This is a genomic window from Pseudomonas sp. CH61, from assembly GCF_059429415.1.
Map to the genome: position 1 here is coordinate 6,308,072 of NZ_CM182098.1, position 18,913 is coordinate 6,326,984.

Genomic DNA, 18,913 nt, shown 5'->3' on the forward strand with positions numbered 1-18,913 from the left:
GGCGTGTAGTTTTACTACAAATCTTCCGGCATTTCAGCCTTTCGAATGTATAGACGAGTAGTAAAACTACAGAAGAATGGCTTGTGGCCTCCGGCTGCGTTGTGAGAATAATCGTTAAGGTTGGTCTTTTACCATCCGAAAAAGGTGAAACTTTGATGTTCGCTGCCAAAGAGAAAGAAATTTCAGCTATTTCTAACTTTTGTTCGACAGTCCTCCGGGTAGCGGCTTTTCACCAATCACTACAAGCGGCCATTTACACGCCGATCAAGGATAGACCATGACCCTGCCCGTGCTTGCCGAACTGCCCGCCATTCTCCTGCCGTTGGTCACTCGATCCGAGCAGTCGTTCCGTACGGCCGTCGCGGCGCTGGAAGACGATCACGGCTTCGCCAACTGGACGCCAGAGCGCTGGGCGCAGTTCGCCCGCGTCACCGCTGCCAGCGAATTCGTCATTGAACAGAGCGTTCGTGACCCTTTGATGTTGCTTGCGCTGGTGCAGTCCGGCGAACTCGACCGGGCCTTTGCGCCGGGTGAATTGTGCGCGCAGATTGCCGCCGCGGTGAACGCCGCCCAGAGTGAAGACGAACTCGGTCGCGCCTTGCGTCGTCAGCGTGCTCGCCATCAAGTGCGGATCATCTGGCGTGACCTCACGCGTCAGGCCGATCTGGTGCAGACCTGCCGCGATCTTTCGGACATGGCCGACGCCACCATCGACCAGGCTTATCAATGGTTGTACAGCCGCCATTGCGAACAGTTCGGTACGCCGACCGGCCGCCGCAGCGGTGAGCCGCAGCAGATGGTCATCCTCGGCATGGGCAAGCTCGGCGCCGTCGAGTTGAACCTGTCTTCGGACATCGACCTGATCTTCGCTTACCCCGAGGGCGGTGAAACGGTGGGTGTGAAGCGCTCGCTGGATAATCAGGAATTCTTTATTCGTCTCGGCCAGCGTTTGATCAAAGCGCTGGATCCGATGACCGTTGACGGCTTTGTGTTCCGTGTCGACATGCGCCTGCGCCCATACGGCTCGTCCGGCGCGCTGGTACTGAGCTTCAATGCGCTGGAGCAGTATTACCAGGATCAGGGCCGCGACTGGGAACGCTACGCGATGATCAAGGCGCGGGTGGTGGCCGGCGATCAGGTCGCGGGTGCGCAGTTGCTCGACATGCTGCGCCCGTTCGTTTACCGCCGTTACCTCGACTTCTCGGCGATCGAAGCGCTGCGCACCATGAAGCAGTTGATCCAGCAGGAAGTGCGGCGCAAGGGCATGGCCGACAACATCAAACTTGGCTCGGGTGGCATCCGTGAGGTCGAGTTTATCGCTCAGGCCTTTCAGCTGATTCACGGTGGCCGCGACTTGAGCCTGCAACAGCGTCCTCTATTAAAGGTGCTGAGTACGCTGGAAGGGCAGGGCTATCTGCCGCCGGCAGTGATCAGTGAATTGCGCGAGGGCTACGAATTTCTCCGTTACACCGAGCACGCGATTCAGGCGATCGCCGACCGCCAAACGCAGATGCTGCCGGATGGCGCGCAGGATCAAGCGCGCATCGCCTTCATGCTCGGCTTCGTCGATTGGGATGCTTTCCACGAAAAACTGATGTTCTGGCGCGGTCGTGTCGCTTGGCACTTCGCTCAGGTGATCGCCGATCCCGATGAAGATGAAGGCGCCGAAAGTGAAGTGGTGGTCGGCGGTGAATGGCTGCCGCTGTGGGAAGAGGCGCAGGACGAAGAAGCGGCGTGCCGGCAGTTGGAGGAGGGTGGTTTTGCTGACGCGAGCAAAGCCCTGAAAGCGCTGGCCGGATTGCGCAGCAGCCCGCAATTGCGCGCGATGCAGCGGTTGGGGCGTGAGCGGCTCGATGCGTTTATTCCGCGTCTGTTGGCGCAGGCAGTCGAGCACGCCAACCCGGATCTGGTGCTTGAACGTGTGCTGCCGCTGGTTGAAGCAGTGGCCCGGCGTTCGGCTTATCTGGTCTTGTTGACGGAGAACCCCGGTGCGCTGCGACGCTTGCTGACGTTATGCGCGGCGAGCCCGTGGATCGCAGAGCAGATCACTCGCTTCCCGCTGCTGATGGATGAATTGCTTAACGAAGGGCGTTTGTTCAAACCGCCCTTGGCGCCAGAGCTGGCCGCTGAATTGCGCGAGCGGCTGACGCGGATTCCCGAAGATGACCTCGAACAACAAATGGAAGCCCTGCGCCATTTCAAACTGGCGCACCGCTTGCGCGTCGCCGCCTCGGAAATCGCCGGCAGTCTGCCGCTGATGAAAGTCAGCGATTACCTGACCTGGCTGGCCGAGGCGATTCTTGAGCAAGTGCTGGCTCTGGCCTGGCGCCAGACCGTGGCCAAGTACGGCACGCCGTTGCGCACCGACGGCACGTTGTGCGATCCGGGCTTCATCATTGTCGGTTATGGCAAAGTCGGCGGTCTGGAACTGGGGCATGGTTCGGATCTCGATCTGGTGTTTATCCATGACGGCGATCCGCAGGCGGAAACCGATGGGCCGAAGTCGATCGATGGCGCGCAGTTCTTCACGCGACTCGGGCAGCGGATCATTCACCTGCTGACGGCGCAGACCAACTCCGGTCAGCTCTATGAAGTGGACATGCGTCTGCGCCCATCCGGTGCTTCAGGGCTGTTGGTGAGTTCGCTCGGCGCGTTTGCCCGCTATCAGGAAAATGAAGCCTGGACTTGGGAACATCAGGCTTTGGTGCGGGCGCGGGTGCTGGTCGGCAGTCAGGATGTCGGTCAGGCGTTCGAGAAGGTTCGCGCCCAGGTGCTGGGCAAGCCGCGTGATCTGGCGAAGCTGCAACAGGAAGTCAGCGAGATGCGCGCAAAGATGCGCGACAACCTCGGCACCAAGAGCACCGCAGCCGGGACGGCAGCAAATGCCTTCGACGCCACGGCGCCATTCGACCTCAAGCAGGACGCCGGTGGTATCGTCGATATTGAATTTATGGTGCAATACGCGGCTCTGGCGTGGTCGCAAAGCCACCCGCCACTGCTGCGCTGGACCGATAACATCCGCATTCTGGAAGAGCTGGAGCACGAAGGGCTGATGCCTGCCGAAGATGCCAGCCTGTTGCGCGAGGCCTATAAAGCCTACCGCTCCGCCGCCCACCGGCAGGCCTTGCAGAAGGATGCCGGGGTGATACCGGGCGATCAGTTTGTCGAAGAACGGCGGCAGGTTTTGCGGATCTGGAAAGAGATGGGGCTAAGCTGAGTCGCAGATGTGTGAATGAATGCAAAACCCTGTAGGCCTTCGCCTGCTCGCGATAGCGGAGTGTCAGACGACAACAATGTCGAATGTAACGGCCCCTTCGCGAGCAGGCTCGCTCCCACAGTGATCTGTGGTGAGTCGCAGATGTTGGAGTGAATGCAAAACCTGTAGGAGCGAGCCTGCTCGCGATAGCGGAGTATCAGACGACAACAATGTTGAATGTAACGACCCCATCGCGAGCAGGCTCACTCCTACAATGGATCTGTGGTGAGTCGCAGATATGTGAACAGATGCAAAACAATGTGGGAGCGAGCCTGCTCGCGATAGCGGAGTGACAGTCGACAGTCATGTTGAAGGTAATGACCCATCGCCAGCAATGCCGCTCCCTCAGTGATTCTCGAGGCGGGGAGGCGTAATTGCCTCCCCGGTTCGTTTATGGAAACCACATGAATATTCTGATCGTTGGGCCCAGTTGGGTCGGTGACATGGTGATGGCGCAGACACTGTTTCAGTGTCTCAAACAGCGCCACCCGCAATGCGAAATCGACGTGCTGGCCCCCGAGTGGAGCCGGCCGATCCTTGAGCGCATGCCCGAAGTACGCAAGGCTTTGAGCTTCCCGCTCGGCCACGGCGCGCTGGAATTGGCGACGCGTCGGCGCATCGGTAAATCCCTGCGCGGCCAGTACGATCAAGCGATCCTGCTGCCCAACTCGCTGAAGTCGGCGCTGGTGCCGTTTTTCGCCGGCATCCCGAAGCGCACCGGCTGGCGCGGCGAATTCCGCTACGGCTTGCTCAATGATGTGCGCACTCTCGACAAAGAACGTTATCCGCTGATGATCGAGCGTTTCATGGCTTTGGCCTACGAAGCGAACGCCGAGCTGCCGAAACCGTATCCACGTCCGAGCCTGCAAATCGACCCGGTGACCCGCGAAGCGGCGCTGGCCAAATTTGCTCTGACCCTCGATCGTCCGGTGTTGGCCCTGTGCCCCGGCGCCGAGTTCGGCGAGTCCAAGCGCTGGCCGTCCGAGCACTACGCCAAAGTCGCCGAAGCGCGCATTCGCGAAGGCTGGCAGGTGTGGCTGTTCGGCTCGAAAAACGATCACGCCGTCGGCGAAGATATACGCGCACGTTTGATCCCGGGCCTGCGTGAAGAATCGGTCAACCTCAGTGGCGGCACCTCGCTGGCCGAGGCCATCGACCTGATGTCCTGCGCTGACGCGGTGGTCTCCAACGATTCCGGTCTGATGCACGTTGCCGCCGCGCTGAACCGGCCACTGGTCGCCGTCTACGGCTCGACCTCGCCGGGTTTCACTCCGCCGCTGGCCGAGCACGTTGAAGTCGTCCGTCTGGGCCTCGATTGCAGCCCGTGCTTCGACCGTACCTGCCGCTTCGGCCATTACAACTGCCTGCGCCAGCTGATGCCGGACGCGGTCAACGATGCCTTGCAGAAGTTGCAGGGCTCCGTGGTCGAGGTTCATTAAGTTGCGGGTACTGCTGATCAAGACTTCATCGCTCGGCGACGTGATTCATGCGTTGCCGGCGCTGACCGACGCCGCCCGGGCCATTCCGGGAATCAAGTTCGACTGGGTCGTGGAAGAAGGCTTCGCCGAGATCCCGACCTGGCACCCGGCCGTTGGCAAAGTGATTCCGGTGGCGATCCGCCGCTGGCGCAAGAACATCTGGAAGACCATCACCAGCGGTGAGTGGCAGCGCTTCAAGCAAAGCGTGCGCGCGAACAAATACGATTTGGTCATCGACGCTCAAGGCCTGCTGAAAAGTGCCTGGCTGACCCGTTATGTCAAAGCGCCGGTGGCGGGACTCGACAAAGGTTCGGCCCGTGAGCCGATGGCTTCGCGTTTCTATGATCGCAAACTGGCTGTCGCCCGTGGTCAGCACGCCGTCGAGCGCGTGCGGCAGTTATTCGCCATCGCCCTCGGTTATGACCTGCCCAAAGGCCTGGGCGATTACGGCCTTAACGTTGAACGTCTGGTCGAGCTGCCGCGCAAGAACGCCTTTGTGGTGTTCCTGCATGGCACCACGTGGGACACCAAACACTGGCCGGAAAGTTACTGGCGCGAACTGACTGAACGCGTCGGTTATCTCGGCGTCGGTGTGAAACTGCCGTGGGGCAACCCGCAGGAGAAGGCCCGCGCCGAACGCATCGCCGCGGGTTTCAAACACGCCGAAGTGCTGCCGAAACTGAATCTGGCCGGCGTCGGCAAAGTTCTCGCCGGAGCGCAGGCTTGCGTGGCGGTGGACACCGGTCTCGGCCACTTGGCCGCGGCGCTGGATGTGCCGACCATTTCGCTGTTCGGCCCGACCAATCCGGGCCTGACCGGCGCTTACGGCAAATTGCAGATTCACCTGGCCAGCGATTTCCCGTGCGCGCCGTGCCTGCAAAAGAAATGTACCTATCAACCGACCGCGCAGGATGCCCGTCAGTTTGACCTGAAGCGTGAACAGCCATTGTGCTTCACGCGTCTGAACCCCGAGCGTGTCGCCAGCCGACTGAGCACGTTGTTAATGGCTGAGGAGCTGCGCTGATGCAATTGGCATTCGTCCTGTACAAATATTTCCCGTTCGGCGGTTTGCAGCGCGATTTCATGCGCATCGCCCTCGAATGTCAGAAACGCGGGCATCAGATTCGCGTCTACACGCTGATCTGGGAAGGCGACGTGCCGCCCGGTTTCGAAGTGCTGGTGGCGCCGGTCAAGGCATTCTTCAACCATCGTCGCAATGAAAAACTCAGTGCGTGGATGGAAGCGGATCTGGCCAAACGCCCAGTCGATCGCCTGATCGGTTTCAACAAGATGCCAGGGCTGGACGTCTATTACGCCGCCGACGGCTGCTTCGAAGACAAGGCGCAAAACCTGCGCAACTCGCTGTACCGCCGCTGGGGCCGTTATCGTCACTTCGCCGAGTACGAGCGCGCGGTGTTCGCCAAAGACGCGAAGACCGAAGTGTTGATGATTTCCGAAGTGCAGCAACCGCTGTTCATCAAGCATTACGACACGCCACTTGAGCGTTTCCATCTGCTGCCGCCAGGCATCGCCCAGGATCGTCGCCGCCCGGCGGATGCCGATGAGATTCGCACCGGTTTTCGCGCTGAATTCAACCTCAAGGACGACGAACTGCTGCTGGTGCAGATCGGTTCGGGCTTCAAAACCAAAGGCGTCGATCGCAGCCTGAAAGCGCTGGCTGCATTGCCCGCTGAGCTGAAGAAGCGTACCCGGCTGTTTGTAATCGGCCAGGATGACCCCAAATTGTTCCAGATGCAGAGCGCTACTTTGGGTCTGGGCGATAACGTCACGTTCCTGAAAGGGCGCAGCGATATCCCGCGCTTCCTGCTGGGCGCCGATCTGTTGATCCACCCGGCCTACAACGAAAATACCGGCACGGTGTTGCTCGAAGCGCTGGTCGCCGGTTTGCCGGTGCTGGTCAGCGCGGTCTGCGGTTACGCTCATTACATTGCCGAGGCGGATGCCGGGCGAGTGCTGGACGAGCCGTTTGATCAGGCGCAGCTGACGCAATACCTGACTGACATGTTGAATGATGACGCTGCACGTGCGGCCTGGAGCCGCAATGGTCTGGCCTTCGCCGAGACGGCCGACCTCTACAGCATGCCGCAGCACGCGGCCGATGTGATTCTGGCGGAGCACGCTTAATGAAGTTGATGCTGGCTGAACCGTTCAAAAGCCTTTGGGCCGGGCGCGACCCGTTCGCCGAAGTCGAAGGCTTGCGGGGCGAGGTATACCGCGAGCTGGAAGCACGTCGGACACTGCGCACGGAAGTCGACGGCAACGGATTTTTTGTGAAGATCCACCGTGGCATCGGCTGGGGCGAAATCTTCAAGAACCTGCTGACCGCCAAGCTGCCGGTACTCGGTGCGGGTCAAGAGTGGAAAGCCATCCAGCGTCTGCAGGAAGTCGGCGTGCCGACCATGACTGCCGTCGCGTACGGCGAGAAGGGCAGCAACCCGGCAGATCAGCACTCGTTCATCGTTACCGAAGAATTGGCGCCGACCATCAGCCTGGAAGACTTCAGCATCGACTGGGTCAAGCAGCCGCCCGAGCCAAAACTCAAGCGCGCGCTGATCGCCGAAGTCGCGCGCATGACCGGCATGATGCACCGCGCCGGTGTCAACCATCGCGACTGCTACATCTGCCACTTCCTGCTGCACACCGATAAACCGGTGACGCCGGAAGATTTCAAACTGTCGGTGATCGACCTGCACCGTGCCCAGACCCGTGTGAAGATTACTCAGCGCTGGCGCAACAAGGATCTGGCCGCTCTGTACTTTTCCGCGCTGGACATCGGCCTGACCCGCCGTGACAAGCTGCGTTTTCTCAAGGGCTATTTCCAGCAACCGCTGCGCCAGATTCTGGCTGAAGAAGCGCCGCTGCTGAACTGGCTCGAAGGCAAAGCCAACAAGCTCTATGAACGCAAGCAGCGTTACGGGGATGCGCTCTGATGGCGGGTTGGACTCTCGAGCCGCAATACAGCGAGCTCGCCGAAGACTTCGGCAGCCTCGAAGCGGTATTTGCGTTGCAGGGCGAACGTCTGACCCGTGACCCGCTGTCGGAAGTGATTCGCGTGCAGCGCAACGGCGTCAACTATTACGTCAAGCGCTATGTCGGCGCCGGTAAAGGCTTGCGCCGCTACCTCGGCAAGCCGCGAGTGAAGATGGAGTGGCAGAACCTCAAGCGCTTTGCCAAGTGGGGCATTCCCACTGCCGAAGTGGTGGCCTGGGGCCTGGAGCGACGCGGTGCGGCGTATGATCGTGGCGCGATGATCACGCGTGAATTGCCCAACACCGAAGACCTTTCGGCGCTCGCCGAGCGCAAGGATCCGAAGCTCAAGGATCGCGCCTGGGTCGACGCTGTCAGTCGGCAACTGGCCGGTTATACCCGGACGATGCATGATCAGCGATTTACCCATAACGATCTGAAATGGCGCAACCTGTTGATCGATGACCAGGCGCGGATATTTCTGATCGATTGCCCCAACGGCGAGTTCTGGCGCGGCTTCTGGCTCAAGTATCGGATCACCAAGGATCTGGCCTGTCTCGATAAACTCGCCAAATACCACCTGTCCAATACCCAACGCCTGCGCTTTTATAAGCAATACCGCCAGTGCGATCGGCTTGATAGCGCTGACAAGAAACGGATCCGGCACGTGGTGAGATTTTTCGAGGGACGCGAATGACTGATTTTCTCGCCGCTGAAGACCGCGCACTGCTTGAGCGCCATGGTCTCGGCACTTTCGACGCATTGTGGGCTAAACAGCTTGAAGCTGTGGATGAACCCAATACCGCCCGTGGTGGCTGGAGTAGCGTCTTCCGTCTGGACCTGGAAGGGCAGGGCTATTACCTCAAGCGCCAGAGCAATTACCTGACGCGCACTTTGCACGCGCCTTTCGGCGAGCCCAGTTTTGCCCGTGAGTTTCGTAACATCAGCCGCTATCGCAAGCTCGGCATACCGGCGCTGCAAGCGGCGTTCTTCGGTGAGCGCAAAGTCGACGGCGAAGTCCGCGCGATCCTGCTGACCCGGGCGCTCGATGGCTGGAGCGATCTGGAATCGCTGTTGCAGCGTTGGGCGCAACTCAGTGCTGCACAGCATTCAGCCATCCTCAAGGCTTGTGGCCTGCTGGCTCGGCATCTGCACGGTGTGCGTCAGGTGCACGGCTGTTTCTACCCCAAGCATATTTTTCTGCGGGCCACCGGTGACGGATATCAGGCGCAATTGATCGACCTGGAAAAAACCCGTCCTTTATTGTTCGGCATGCGTGACCGGATCAAGGATCTGGAGCCGCTGCAACGCCGCGCGCCGGAATGGAACGAGGCGCAACTGCGTGAATTGCTCGCGGCTTATCTCGACCAGCCAAGCGATAGCTCGCTGCTCGACAGCTGGCTCGCCCGGCTGACCGCGCGCCGCAGTCACAAGGAGACCCGCTGATGCAATTGTCCGAGCTGGCCGGTGTCGGGCGAACCCCGCAACTGCCGCTGACGGTGACTCTGGCCGATGCCGCTGGCAGTGCGGATCTGCAATTGCTCAGTCTGCTGCGAGTCCTGCCGGGGCAGCGTTACGTCGGCGCCGGTATCTGGCGCGGGCGTCCGGTGCTGGCCAAATTGCTGGTGGGCGGCAAGGCCGCGCGGCATTTTCAGCGCGAGCTGGAAGGCGTGCGCTTGCTGGCGGCGCAAGGTATGACGACACCGCTGCTGCTGGCCGATGGTTTGAAGAATGGCGAAGGTGGCTGGCTGCTGTTCGATTTCCTTGAGGGTGCCGAAAGCCTTGGTGATGCCTGGGCGAAAGTCGAGTCGCTGCCGGTACTGGCCGACGAGCAATCGGCGGTGTTGGCCGAGGCGCTGGGCGCCATTGCCCGGTTGCACGGCAAGGGGCTTTGGCAGGAAGACCTGCATCTGGACAATCTGCTGCGTCACGGCGGCCAGTTGTACTTGATTGATGGTGCCGGTATTTGTGCCGAGACCGCCGGCCAGCCGCTGTCGCGACAGAAAGTCCTGGAAAACCTCGGGGTATTTTTCGCCCAGTTGCCCAAAGCGCTGGAGCCATTTACCGAAGAGCTTTTGGTGTATTACCTGTTGAGCAACAGTGAGCACGCGTTGCCGCTGGAAGCCTTGCAGAAGCAGATCGACAAGGTGCGCCGCTGGCGTTTGAAAGACTTTCTGATCAAGGTCGGTCGCGAGTGCACGCTGTTCAGTGTGCAGCGTGGAGCGTTCGGACTGCGCGCAATTCGTCGCGAAGAAGAACCGGCCATGCTGCCGGTGCTTGCGCAGGCCGATGCGTTGCTCGATCAGGGGCATCTGTACAAGACCGGTGGCGCGGCGAGCGTTGGCAAGGTTCAGGCCGGTGCGCGTACGCTGGTGATCAAGCGCTACAACATCAAGGGCTTTGCGCATTGGCTCAAGCGTTTCTGGCGGCCGAGTCGGGCCTGGCATTCGTGGCGCGAAGGCAATCGCCTGGCGTTTCTCGGTATCGCCACACCGAAACCGCTGGCGGTGCTGGAGAAGCGCTTTTTCTGGCTGCGCAGTCGGGCGTATCTGGTGACCGAGTACCTCCCCGGGCCGGACATCATCGAGCGTTTTGCGCCGTACGTTGAGAACGGTGACGCACCAGAAATGGAGCTGCAGGCGCTGGACCGACTGTTCGCGCGCTTGATTGACGAGCGCATCAGCCATGGCGACTTCAAGGGCCACAATCTGTTCTGGCAGCAGGATCGCTGGGCGCTGATCGATCTGGATTCGATGTGCCAGCATGGGTCTGTGGGCGGTTTTGCCCCGGCCTATGCCCGTGACCGTGCGCGATTCATGCGTAACTGGCCGGAAAGCAGCGCGTTGTATCAGGTTATTGATCAGCGTTTGCCGAAAGACATTTCCAGCGCGGCCTGAATAAAACTCCGGAGGACAAGATTTAGCGACTTGTCCTACGGCTTCTACAGAAACCGTGAACTGTGCCCTGTCCAGTCCCGATGCTAATTTGCCCAACGACCTTGGAGGGCGAATCTTGACCATCAAACAGGCTGCAACGCTGGGTATATTTTCATGGGTTCTGGCTGGCTGCGGCAGCGCCATGACCGTCTTGCAAGACGATGCCGACGTCGCTCGGGACATGCGCAAACAAAAAACCTACTGCCAATCCATTCCGCGTATTTACAGCGGTCTGGCCTTCGACTTCTGCGTGTTGAACGCGCCTCCCGATCCCAGCGGATTTCTTGTACCGTTCGTGCTGCTGGATCTGCCATTGTCCGGTGTATTCGATACAGTGGCGTTGCCCTATACGGTTTATCGTCAGGTCACCGACGGTAATCTTGGTATTTACTGGCGCAAGGGCGGTTATTGAGTCGTAGGGCCAGGTTTCTTCAAACCATTCACCCTGGGGCAATCGCGCAGGGTAATTCCCCACTCGTTTACGCTATAATCCCGCCCTTTAGCTGTCACTCGCCCTGTGCGAGGGCACATCAATATTCAAGGCGCATCGCGCCTGCACGCAGACTAAAGAGGCTAGACCCCTGTGGCATTGACGATTCTTGGCCTGTCCGGCGCCCTTAGCCATGACCCTTCAGCAGCCTTGTACATCGACGGCAAGCTGGTGGCGGCGGCTGAAGAAGAGCGTTTCGTACGTGATAAGCATGCAAAGAACCGCATGCCCTACGAATCGGCGAAGTTCTGTCTTGAACAGGCCGGCATCAAGCCGTCCGATGTTGACGTGGTTGCGATTCCATTTGCCCCGATCAGCCTGTTCGGCAAGGCGCGCTGGCACTACGCCAAGCGTTACTGGTACGCGCCGGATCGCGCCCTCGATGCGATCCTGATGGGCAACCGTCGCTACAAGCGCTATCGCAACAAGATCGTCTGGTGCCTTGAGCAACTGGGTTTCGATCCGAAAAAAATCAAGATCGAGCCGGTCGAACACCACTTGGCTCACGCCTCCAGCGCTTACCACTGCTCCGGTTTCAAAGAAAAAACCGCGATCCTCGGTATCGACGGCAAGGGAGAGTACGCCACGACCTTTTTCGGCTACGGCGAAAACGGCAAGATCCACAAGATCAAGGAATTCTTCGATCCTGACTCGCTCGGCGGCTTGTACGGCGCGATCACCGAGTTCCTCGGTTTCGAGATGCTCGACGGTGAGTTCAAGGTCATGGGCATGGCGCCGTACGGCGATGCCAGCAAGTACGATTTCTCGCGTCTGGCCTCGTTCGAGAACGGCGAACTGGTGATCAATACCGACTACGCCAACGTGATCGGCCTGCGTCGCTACAAAGAGAAGGGCAAAGGCTTCTACTTCTCGCCCAAGCTGATCGAGTGGCTGGGTCCGAAGCGCGAAGGCGACATCGCTGACGAACCGTACATTCACTACGCCGCGAGCATGCAAGCGCTGTTCGAGAAACTGGCGTTGCAGATGATCGACCACTACCTGGGCGATGTGCTCAAGGAAACCGGCAAGCTGGCATTCGCCGGTGGCTGTGCGTTGAACGTCAAACTGAACCAGAAAATCATCGCCCGCGACGACATCAAAGAGCTGTTCGTGCAGCCGGCGTCCGGCGATGCCGGCACTGCGGTCGGCGCCGCTGCCTACGTGTCTCACGCTCGTGGCGTACCGGTCGAGAAGATGGAACACGTCTACCTCGGCCCGTCGTACAGCAACGAAGACGTCATCGCCGCCTGCGCCCGTCACGAGAGCAAGCCGACCTGGCGCAAGCTCGACAACATGCCTGAGCAGATCGCCAAAATCATGGTCGACGGCAACCCGGTTGCCTGGTTCCAGGGGCGCATGGAATTCGGTCCGCGTGCATTGGGTGGTCGTTCGATCATCGGTTGCCCGAGCGTGGCCGGTGTGGCTGACCGGATCAATCACCAGATCAAGTTCCGCGAGCGCTGGAGGCCTTTCTGCCCGTCGATGCTCGACACCGTTGCGCCACAGATGATCAAGATCGATCACCCGGCGCCGTTCATGACCTTCACCTTCGAAGTGGCGGAAGAGTGGAAGACCCGCGTGCCGGAAGTTGTCCATGAAGATGGCACCTCTCGCGCCCAGGTGCTCAAGCGCGAATACAACCCGCGCTACTACGACATGATGAAGGCGCTGGAAAATCTGACGGGTAATGGTGTATCGCTGAACACCTCGCTCAACCGTCGTGGCGAACCGATGATCTGCTCGCCGACCGACGCGTTGAACATGTTTTTCGGTTCGGACCTGGAATACCTGATCATGGAAGATATTCTGGTCGTAAAAGAGGGTGTAAAAGGATACGAACTTGACTGAAACACTGATCAGCGTCGTCATTCCGGTTTACAACTATGCGCGAACCCTGCCACGAGCAGTGGAGTCGGTATTGGCGCAACTGGATGAGGCGACGGCGGATCTGCTGGTCATCGACGACGGGTCGACGGACGATACGCCAGAGGTAGTGGAACAACTCCTGCTCAAGCATGGCGGGCGTTTTCGCGCGCTGCGAAAAAGCAACGGCGGTTTGTCTTCGGTACGCAATCGTGGCCTTGAAGAAACAACCGGGCAGTATCTGGTGTTCCTCGACTCTGACGACGAAATGGCCCCCGGTGCATTGGCTGAGCTTTCGCAGCACATTGCGAGTCATCCGCAAAGCCTGATGGTGATCGGCGCGCACTGGTCGGTTTTCGCTGACGGGCGACGCAGCTTGCAGGCGGCCAGGCCTTTGCCTGTGACCCCTCGCCAGCGCCTGCAGGGTTACCTGCTGAACAAGACAGTGTCGATTTCAAACGGTGCCTGCGCAATGCATCGCGATGTGTTCGTTTTGGGTAATTACCCGGAACATTTGCGTAATGTCGAAGACCTGCCGGTGTTTGCTCAAGTACTGGCGCGTTACCCTTGCAGCGTTCTGGACAAGCCTTTGGCGTTGATCTACAAGCATGCCGATAGCATGCGCCATGATTTACGCCAAAGTCTTGCCGCCGGTACGGAGCAGGTCGTCAGCGAAGTTTTCTCCGCACGACGCATGCCCGAGGAAATGGGGGATCTGCGTCAGGCGTTCCTGGCGCAGCGCTGTCTATCGTTGTTTCGCGACTGTTATTCCCATGGTGAGTACAAGCTGGCCAAGTCGTTCTATTTTCAGGCCTTGCGTGCTGACTGGCGTACGTTTTCACGCTGGTCGTATACCCGCAAGGCTTTGCGGTTGCTGTTTCGGTAAGCGGGTCGCGGCGACGTGCGCGGACCTTGTAACGGATGTCGGTGAGGTGGCTGGGTGAAAGGTACGGGCGGTAGCGTGGCAACTCGAGTCTCCAGAATCATCGACGAATACCCGGTCTGGCTGGCGTTTTTGGGCAGTGTGCTGCTATCGCTGATAGCGGTATTGGGCACCGCGACAGTGGGGCGTGATGCCGCGCTGTACATTGATATTGCGCAACAGATCACCGAGCACGGGCCCAATGTGGCCTGGGCTGCTTTCGACTGGCCCTGGTTTTCCTTTCTGCTTGCCGGTACGCATACCGTCCTGCATTTGCCGCTCGAACTGAGCGCCTATCTTTGGTGCGCGCTCTTTCTGGCCGGCACCAGCGCGCTGATGGTGGACTGCGTTCGCCAGCGATCTGCGCAGATCACCCGTTGGGCGTGTCTGGTGGTATTGGCCATGCCGGCGGTGAATGCCTTTCGAAATGACATCATCCGTGAATGCGGTTTCTGGTTCTTCTGCACGCTGACGCTCTGGCTCGCGCTGCGCTGGCAAGCCCGTGGCGGCTGGTTGCGCGCGGCATTCATCCACCTGGCAATCGTCGCTGCAGCCTTGTTTCGGCTGGAAGCCTTGTTGCTGGTGCCGGCGTTGGCTCTGTGGCAGTTGCCCAACCTGTGGTCATCTGGCCGGCGGATGCAGTTTGCCCAGTTTTCGCTGCTGCCGGTTTTGGGGCTGCTGGCCATTTCGGCAACCGGTGTACTCATGTCGGCGCGAGTGATGCTGTATCTGGACATGATTGCCCCGCACAGTGTGTTTGCGTCCTTTCAGATGCTGTGCGATCAGTTTGCCAATTCGCTCATCAACAAGTACTCCCAGGATGAAGCCGGGCGGATCATTTTCTTCGGCATCCTGGCGACCATGACCATCAGTTTCGTGAAGTTGATGGGGCCTTTCGCCGTTCCCTTCATTCTGCGGCGTAACTGGAGGGTGCTAGGTGTCTACTGGCGCGACTATCGACCCTTCGCTTGGGCGGCATTGCTGTATCTGGTCGTGCTGGTGCTGTTTTTCATCAAGCAACAGTTCATGAATACGCGCTACCTGAGCTTTCTCAATCTGTTGTTTGTGCCCGTGCTGGCGATGGGGCTGGCGGCGTTCGTTCGCGAGTTTCCGCGTTGGGGCCGGTGGCTGGTGATTCTGGGGCTGTTGGTGATGCTGTCGAACGTCATTTCCACCGGGGCCGGCAAAACGCATTACATCGAGGCAGGCCGCTGGTTATCCACCCATGTCGAGCCAGGTGCGAACACCTATTTCGAGGATGGGCGGATCAGCTATTACGCCGGTCGCGGCTACGTGATGCCGGTACTGACCGCAGAGGAAGCGATGTCGGCTGCACACGCTGACGACTATCAGTATTTCCTCATCGAGGCCAAAGGCGACGAGCCGTGGCTGAGTGATTGGTTGGCGGCGCACAAGTTGCGCATCATTGAACATTTCGCCAATCGCAAAGGTGCCACCGTAGTGGTCATCGGCCCCTGAGGATTAACCGAGCAGCGGACGCAGGCGTGAGATCAGCGGCGCTTGTCGATTGCTCGGCAAGGCCTGCCGGTAACCTTCGATAAACGCGTCGCCGGCGTCATCGCCGAGCAGCCATTGGCGGTCTTCCTTGTAGCGCAGCAAGTGCGCGAAGTTGCGCAGGCGTTTGCTGTCGCTGAGCGCGCGCTTCTGGCAGCGCAGGTCGGCGATATCGATCAGGCCCAAATGGCTGTCCGGGGTGAGCACGACATTGCCGAAGTGCAGCGATCGAAAGTACACACCTTTTTCGTGCAGCAGGGCGAAGTACCCGCCCAGCTGGAATCGCAGTGAGTCAGCCTCTTCGCCAGTGCTTTGTAACTGACGCACCGTATTGCCTTGCAGCGGGCTGTAATACACGCAGTCACGTTCGATGCTCGGGATGCGATACACCGCGATCACTTTCGGGCAGAGAATGCCGCGTTGTTCGAGTGCCCGGGTGTTGTCGGCAAAGCGTTGTGCATAGGGGTAGAACAGCGCCGAACTGAGCAGCCGCTTGCGGCGGAACAGTTTGAGCATGCGTCCATCGGCCAATCTGAGCACCTTGTCGCCGGAACCGTCGGCTTCCAATACGTGTGCACCCTCGCGCAGTGCCTCGTAAGTGCTGTGATCAATCGATTGCATATCGGGCTCCCCATCATTAGCGGGGTATCTTAACCGACTTGGTCGAAGGCTGGCTTGAAGTCATGTTTATCGGGGCAAAAACGCGTGTGATATCATCGCCGCCTCACTGAATTGCGCGGATCACCATGAGCAGTCCTGAACCGAAAGCCCAGTCCACGCTGGCGATCTATTTCCGCCTTTTGGCTTACGTGCGGCCTTACGCCGGCCTTTTCCTTCTCAGCATCGTCGGGTTTCTGATCTTCGCATCGACTCAACCGATGCTCGCCTACATCCTCAAATACTTTGTCGACGGTCTGGCCAATCCTGAAGCCAGTCTGTTTCCGGGCAACCCGTATCTGGGCAAGCTGCAGCTGCTCGAATCCGTGCCGCTGATGATTGTGTTCATTGCGCTGTGGCAGGGGGTGGGCTCGTACCTGGGCAACTTCTTCCTGGCGCGGGTTTCTCTGGGCCTGGTGCATGACCTGCGGGTGGTGCTGTTCAACAAATTGCTGGAGTTGCCCAATCGCTTCTTCGACAAGAACAATTCCGGCCATCTGATTTCCCGGATCACCTTCAACGTGACGATGGTCACCGGTGCGGCAACGGATGCGATCAAAGTCGTCATCCGTGAAGGTATGACCGTGATTTTCCTGTTCTGCACGCTGTTGTGGATGAACTGGAAGCTCACTCTGGTGATGGTCGCCATCCTGCCGTTGATCGGTTTGATGGTGAACAGCACCAGCAAGAAATTCCGCAAGCAGAGCAAGAAGATCCAGGTCTCGATGGGTAACGTCACGCACGTCGCGTCCGAGACCATTCATGGCTACCGCGTTGTGCGCAGCTTCGGCGGCGAGCAGTACGAAAAGGATCGCTTTCGTGATGCCAGCCAGAGCAACACCGACAAGCAGTTGACGATGACCAAGACCGGCGCCGTTTATACGCCGATGTTGCAACTGGTGACGTACAGCGCCATGGCCGTGGTGATGTTCCTCGTACTGTACCTTCGCGGCGACGCATCGCCGGGCGATCTGGTGGCCTACATCACCATGGCCGGTCTGTTGCCTAAACCGATTCGTCAATTGTCGGAAGTCAGTTCGACTATCCAGAAGGGCGTCGCCGGTGCCGAAAGTATTTTCGAGCAACTGGATGAGCCGGCGGAAGTGGATCAGGGTACGGTCGAGCAGGATCGTCTCGAAGGCCGTCTGGAAGTGCGTAACCTCAGCTTCCACTATCCCGATACCGAAAAACCGGTACTCAACGACATCAGCTTCGTCGTCGAGCCGGGGCAAATGGTCGCTTTGGTGGGACGTTCGGGCAGTGGCAAGTCGACCCTGGCCAGCCTGATTCCGCGCTTTTACCAGCATGATCATGCCCAGGGCCAGATCCTGCTTGATGGCGTGCAGGTGCAGGATTTCACCCTGCGCAGCCTGCGTCGGCAGATTGCTCTGGTGACCCAGCAGGTCACGCTGTTCAACGATACGGTGACCAACAACATCGCTTACGGCGATCTGGCTGGCGCACCGTTCGATGAGGTCAAGCGCGCGGCCACCGAAGCCTATGCTGATGAGTTCATCATCAAGATGCCGCAGGGTTACGAAACCATGGTTGGCGAAAACGGCGTGCTGCTGTCCGGTGGCCAGCGTCAGCGCATTGCCATTGCCCGGGCGCTGCTCAAGGATGCGCCGCTGCTGATTCTCGACGAGGCCACTTCTGCGCTTGATACCGAGTCGGAGCGGCATATTCAGGCGGCACTGGATCATGTGGTGAAAAACCGCACGACCCTGGTGATCGCCCACCGTTTGAGCACCATCGAGAAAGCCGACCTGATTCTGGTCATGGATGAAGGGCGCATCGTTGAACGCGGCTCTCACGCGCAATTGCTCGAGCAAAACGGCTATTACGCCCGTCTGCACGCCAAAGAGTTCGAAGAGGGTGACGAGCCACAACCGGCGCACGTGACCAACGTATGCTGAAAATGTTTCGCAGCTTTCGCGAGCGTGGCTGGACTGAAATCGATCGCGACAGCTACGCCCAGGCCTGGCAGCATTTCGGCGGCAGCTTTGCCACGCATCCCGAAGTCGTCGAGCGCTTGTCGACATTTCTAGGCATCGAATTGCGTTACCTGGGCTGGATCGTTGGCGGTGAGGTGCTGGCCGCCATCCCCTGCTGGGGCCGGCATGTCGCCTTGTCCAAGGAAGTGCTCAAGCGCGAGGGCAAGCGTGGCTTGCTGGACATGGGCAATGCAGAAATCATTCTGCCGATCGCGCCAGATATCAGCGTGCCGGTGCGCCAGCGCATGGCTTATGTATCGCAGCTCAATGCCGAGCAGATCAGCACGTTGAAGCCGCAGCCTGAGGGTTTGGCCTTGGCCCGGTTGCCGGAAGAATATTCGAAGAAGTTTCGCTACAACCAGCGTCGCGAACAGCGCCTGCTGGAAGAGGCGGGCGGATCGCTGGTGCCGATGTCCGACTTTACCCCGCAGGAACAGGCTGCCGCTTATGGCGATTTGTTCCAGCGTCGCTGGGGCTTCGAGGTGCCGGGCAAGGCCGGGCTGGTTGAAGTCTTTACCTTGCTGCGCGAATTCATGACCGGTTCCGTGGCGATGCTCGATTCGGCGCCCGTGGCCATTCAGGTGCTGTACCGCGTCGAGGCCCCGCAATGGGTTTCGCTGGAATACATCAACGGTGGCGTTGACCCGCAGAGTCGCGAGTTCAGTCCCGGCAGTGTGCTGAGTTTCGTCAACACCCAAGAGGCCTGGGCGCACGCGCAAGCGCTGGGCAAGCCTTTGCGTTATTCATTCGGTCGCGCCGACCGTGAATACAAGGATCGCTGGTGCCACACGGTGCCGGTCTACAAGGTCTGATT

Annotated in this window: 15 protein-coding genes; 14 read left to right on the forward strand and 1 reads right to left on the reverse strand. The window is 59.4% G+C overall.

Annotated elements, in window-relative coordinates; genetic code table 11:
* Window positions 1–277 precede the first annotated feature (277 nt).
* The 12 genes from glnE (at window position 278) to AC5SEM_RS28450 (ending at window position 15,412) form a co-directional block, all read left to right on the forward strand.
* Window positions 278–3,217, forward strand: coding sequence for a bifunctional [glutamate--ammonia ligase]-adenylyl-L-tyrosine phosphorylase/[glutamate--ammonia-ligase] adenylyltransferase (gene glnE / locus AC5SEM_RS28395; RefSeq protein WP_495471764.1), 2,940 nt, complete (start codon window positions 278–280; stop codon window positions 3,215–3,217).
* 443 nt (window positions 3,218–3,660) lie between these two features.
* Window positions 3,661–4,695: a lipopolysaccharide heptosyltransferase II gene (gene waaF, locus AC5SEM_RS28400; RefSeq protein ID WP_077570511.1), complete on the forward strand. Its 1,035-nt coding sequence runs from the start codon at window positions 3,661–3,663 to the stop codon at window positions 4,693–4,695.
* A gap of 1 nt (window position 4,696) precedes the next feature.
* On the forward strand, window positions 4,697–5,758 hold the full coding sequence (gene waaC / locus AC5SEM_RS28405; protein ID WP_495471765.1) for a lipopolysaccharide heptosyltransferase I: 1,062 nt from the start codon (window positions 4,697–4,699) through the stop codon (window positions 5,756–5,758).
* The gene (locus AC5SEM_RS28410; RefSeq protein WP_495471766.1) at window positions 5,758–6,879 is read left to right on the forward strand and encodes a glycosyltransferase family 4 protein; all 1,122 of its coding nucleotides are present in this window, start codon (window positions 5,758–5,760) and stop codon (window positions 6,877–6,879) included. Before waaC ends, AC5SEM_RS28410 begins: the two co-directional genes overlap by 1 nt.
* Window positions 6,879–7,685, forward strand: coding sequence for a lipopolysaccharide core heptose(I) kinase RfaP (gene rfaP, locus AC5SEM_RS28415; RefSeq protein ID WP_495471767.1), 807 nt, complete (start codon window positions 6,879–6,881; stop codon window positions 7,683–7,685). Before AC5SEM_RS28410 ends, rfaP begins: the two co-directional genes overlap by 1 nt.
* The gene (locus tag AC5SEM_RS28420) at window positions 7,685–8,419 is read left to right on the forward strand and encodes a lipopolysaccharide kinase InaA family protein (protein ID WP_077570520.1); all 735 of its coding nucleotides are present in this window, start codon (window positions 7,685–7,687) and stop codon (window positions 8,417–8,419) included. The genes rfaP and AC5SEM_RS28420 overlap by 1 nt, the downstream gene beginning before the upstream one ends.
* The gene (locus AC5SEM_RS28425) at window positions 8,416–9,168 is read left to right on the forward strand and encodes a lipopolysaccharide kinase InaA family protein (protein ID WP_123593020.1); all 753 of its coding nucleotides are present in this window, start codon (window positions 8,416–8,418) and stop codon (window positions 9,166–9,168) included. The genes AC5SEM_RS28420 and AC5SEM_RS28425 overlap by 4 nt, the downstream gene beginning before the upstream one ends.
* Entirely contained in the window at window positions 9,168–10,619 is a 1,452-nt protein-coding gene (locus AC5SEM_RS28430; protein ID WP_495471768.1) for a lipopolysaccharide kinase InaA family protein, read from the forward strand. Before AC5SEM_RS28425 ends, AC5SEM_RS28430 begins: the two co-directional genes overlap by 1 nt.
* Before the next feature lie 115 nt (window positions 10,620–10,734).
* Window positions 10,735–11,070 carry a YceK/YidQ family lipoprotein gene (locus AC5SEM_RS28435; protein ID WP_077570527.1) on the forward strand — a complete coding sequence of 112 codons (336 nt, stop codon included), beginning with the start codon at window positions 10,735–10,737 and terminating at the stop codon, window positions 11,068–11,070.
* Window positions 11,071–11,241: 171 nt separating this feature from the next.
* Window positions 11,242–12,996 carry a carbamoyltransferase family protein gene (locus AC5SEM_RS28440; RefSeq protein WP_077570529.1) on the forward strand — a complete coding sequence of 585 codons (1,755 nt, stop codon included), beginning with the start codon at window positions 11,242–11,244 and terminating at the stop codon, window positions 12,994–12,996.
* Window positions 12,989–13,897: a glycosyltransferase family 2 protein gene (locus AC5SEM_RS28445; protein WP_212620536.1), complete on the forward strand. Its 909-nt coding sequence runs from the start codon at window positions 12,989–12,991 to the stop codon at window positions 13,895–13,897. The genes AC5SEM_RS28440 and AC5SEM_RS28445 overlap by 8 nt, the downstream gene beginning before the upstream one ends.
* A gap of 75 nt (window positions 13,898–13,972) precedes the next feature.
* The gene (locus AC5SEM_RS28450; RefSeq protein WP_495471769.1) at window positions 13,973–15,412 is read left to right on the forward strand and encodes a glycosyltransferase family protein; all 1,440 of its coding nucleotides are present in this window, start codon (window positions 13,973–13,975) and stop codon (window positions 15,410–15,412) included.
* Window positions 15,413–15,415: 3 nt separating this feature from the next.
* Here the strand turns inward: AC5SEM_RS28450 and AC5SEM_RS28455 are convergent, their stop codons facing one another.
* Window positions 15,416–16,069 (reverse strand): BUD32 family EKC/KEOPS complex subunit, encoded by a 654-nt coding sequence (locus tag AC5SEM_RS28455; protein ID WP_495471770.1) that lies wholly within the window; start codon window positions 16,067–16,069, stop codon window positions 15,416–15,418.
* 125 nt (window positions 16,070–16,194) lie between these two features.
* On the opposite strand from AC5SEM_RS28455, the gene msbA reads away from it, so the two are divergent.
* Window positions 16,195–18,021 carry a lipid A export permease/ATP-binding protein MsbA gene (gene msbA, locus AC5SEM_RS28460; RefSeq protein ID WP_077570537.1) on the forward strand — a complete coding sequence of 609 codons (1,827 nt, stop codon included), beginning with the start codon at window positions 16,195–16,197 and terminating at the stop codon, window positions 18,019–18,021.
* Window positions 18,015–18,911 (forward strand): GNAT family N-acetyltransferase, encoded by an 897-nt coding sequence (locus tag AC5SEM_RS28465; protein WP_116032040.1) that lies wholly within the window; start codon window positions 18,015–18,017, stop codon window positions 18,909–18,911. Before msbA ends, AC5SEM_RS28465 begins: the two co-directional genes overlap by 7 nt.
* Window positions 18,912–18,913 lie beyond the last annotated feature (2 nt).

Excerpts from the sequence above, each read along its gene's own strand:
- glnE (WP_495471764.1), top strand. The coding sequence starts at position 278 with ATGACCCTGCCCGTGCTTGCCGAACTGCCCGCCATTCTCCTGCCGTTG.
- waaF (WP_077570511.1), top strand. The coding sequence starts at position 3,661 with ATGAATATTCTGATCGTTGGGCCCAGTTGGGTCGGTGACATGGTGATG.
- AC5SEM_RS28410 (WP_495471766.1), top strand. The coding sequence starts at position 5,758 with ATGCAATTGGCATTCGTCCTGTACAAATATTTCCCGTTCGGCGGTTTG.
- rfaP (WP_495471767.1), top strand. The coding sequence starts at position 6,879 with ATGAAGTTGATGCTGGCTGAACCGTTCAAAAGCCTTTGGGCCGGGCGC.
- AC5SEM_RS28420 (WP_077570520.1), top strand. The coding sequence starts at position 7,685 with ATGGCGGGTTGGACTCTCGAGCCGCAATACAGCGAGCTCGCCGAAGAC.
- AC5SEM_RS28425 (WP_123593020.1), top strand. The coding sequence starts at position 8,416 with ATGACTGATTTTCTCGCCGCTGAAGACCGCGCACTGCTTGAGCGCCAT.
- AC5SEM_RS28430 (WP_495471768.1), top strand. The coding sequence starts at position 9,168 with ATGCAATTGTCCGAGCTGGCCGGTGTCGGGCGAACCCCGCAACTGCCG.
- AC5SEM_RS28455 (WP_495471770.1), bottom strand. The coding sequence starts at position 16,069 with ATGCAATCGATTGATCACAGCACTTACGAGGCACTGCGCGAGGGTGCA.
- msbA (WP_077570537.1), top strand. The coding sequence starts at position 16,195 with ATGAGCAGTCCTGAACCGAAAGCCCAGTCCACGCTGGCGATCTATTTC.
- AC5SEM_RS28465 (WP_116032040.1), top strand. The coding sequence starts at position 18,015 with ATGCTGAAAATGTTTCGCAGCTTTCGCGAGCGTGGCTGGACTGAAATC.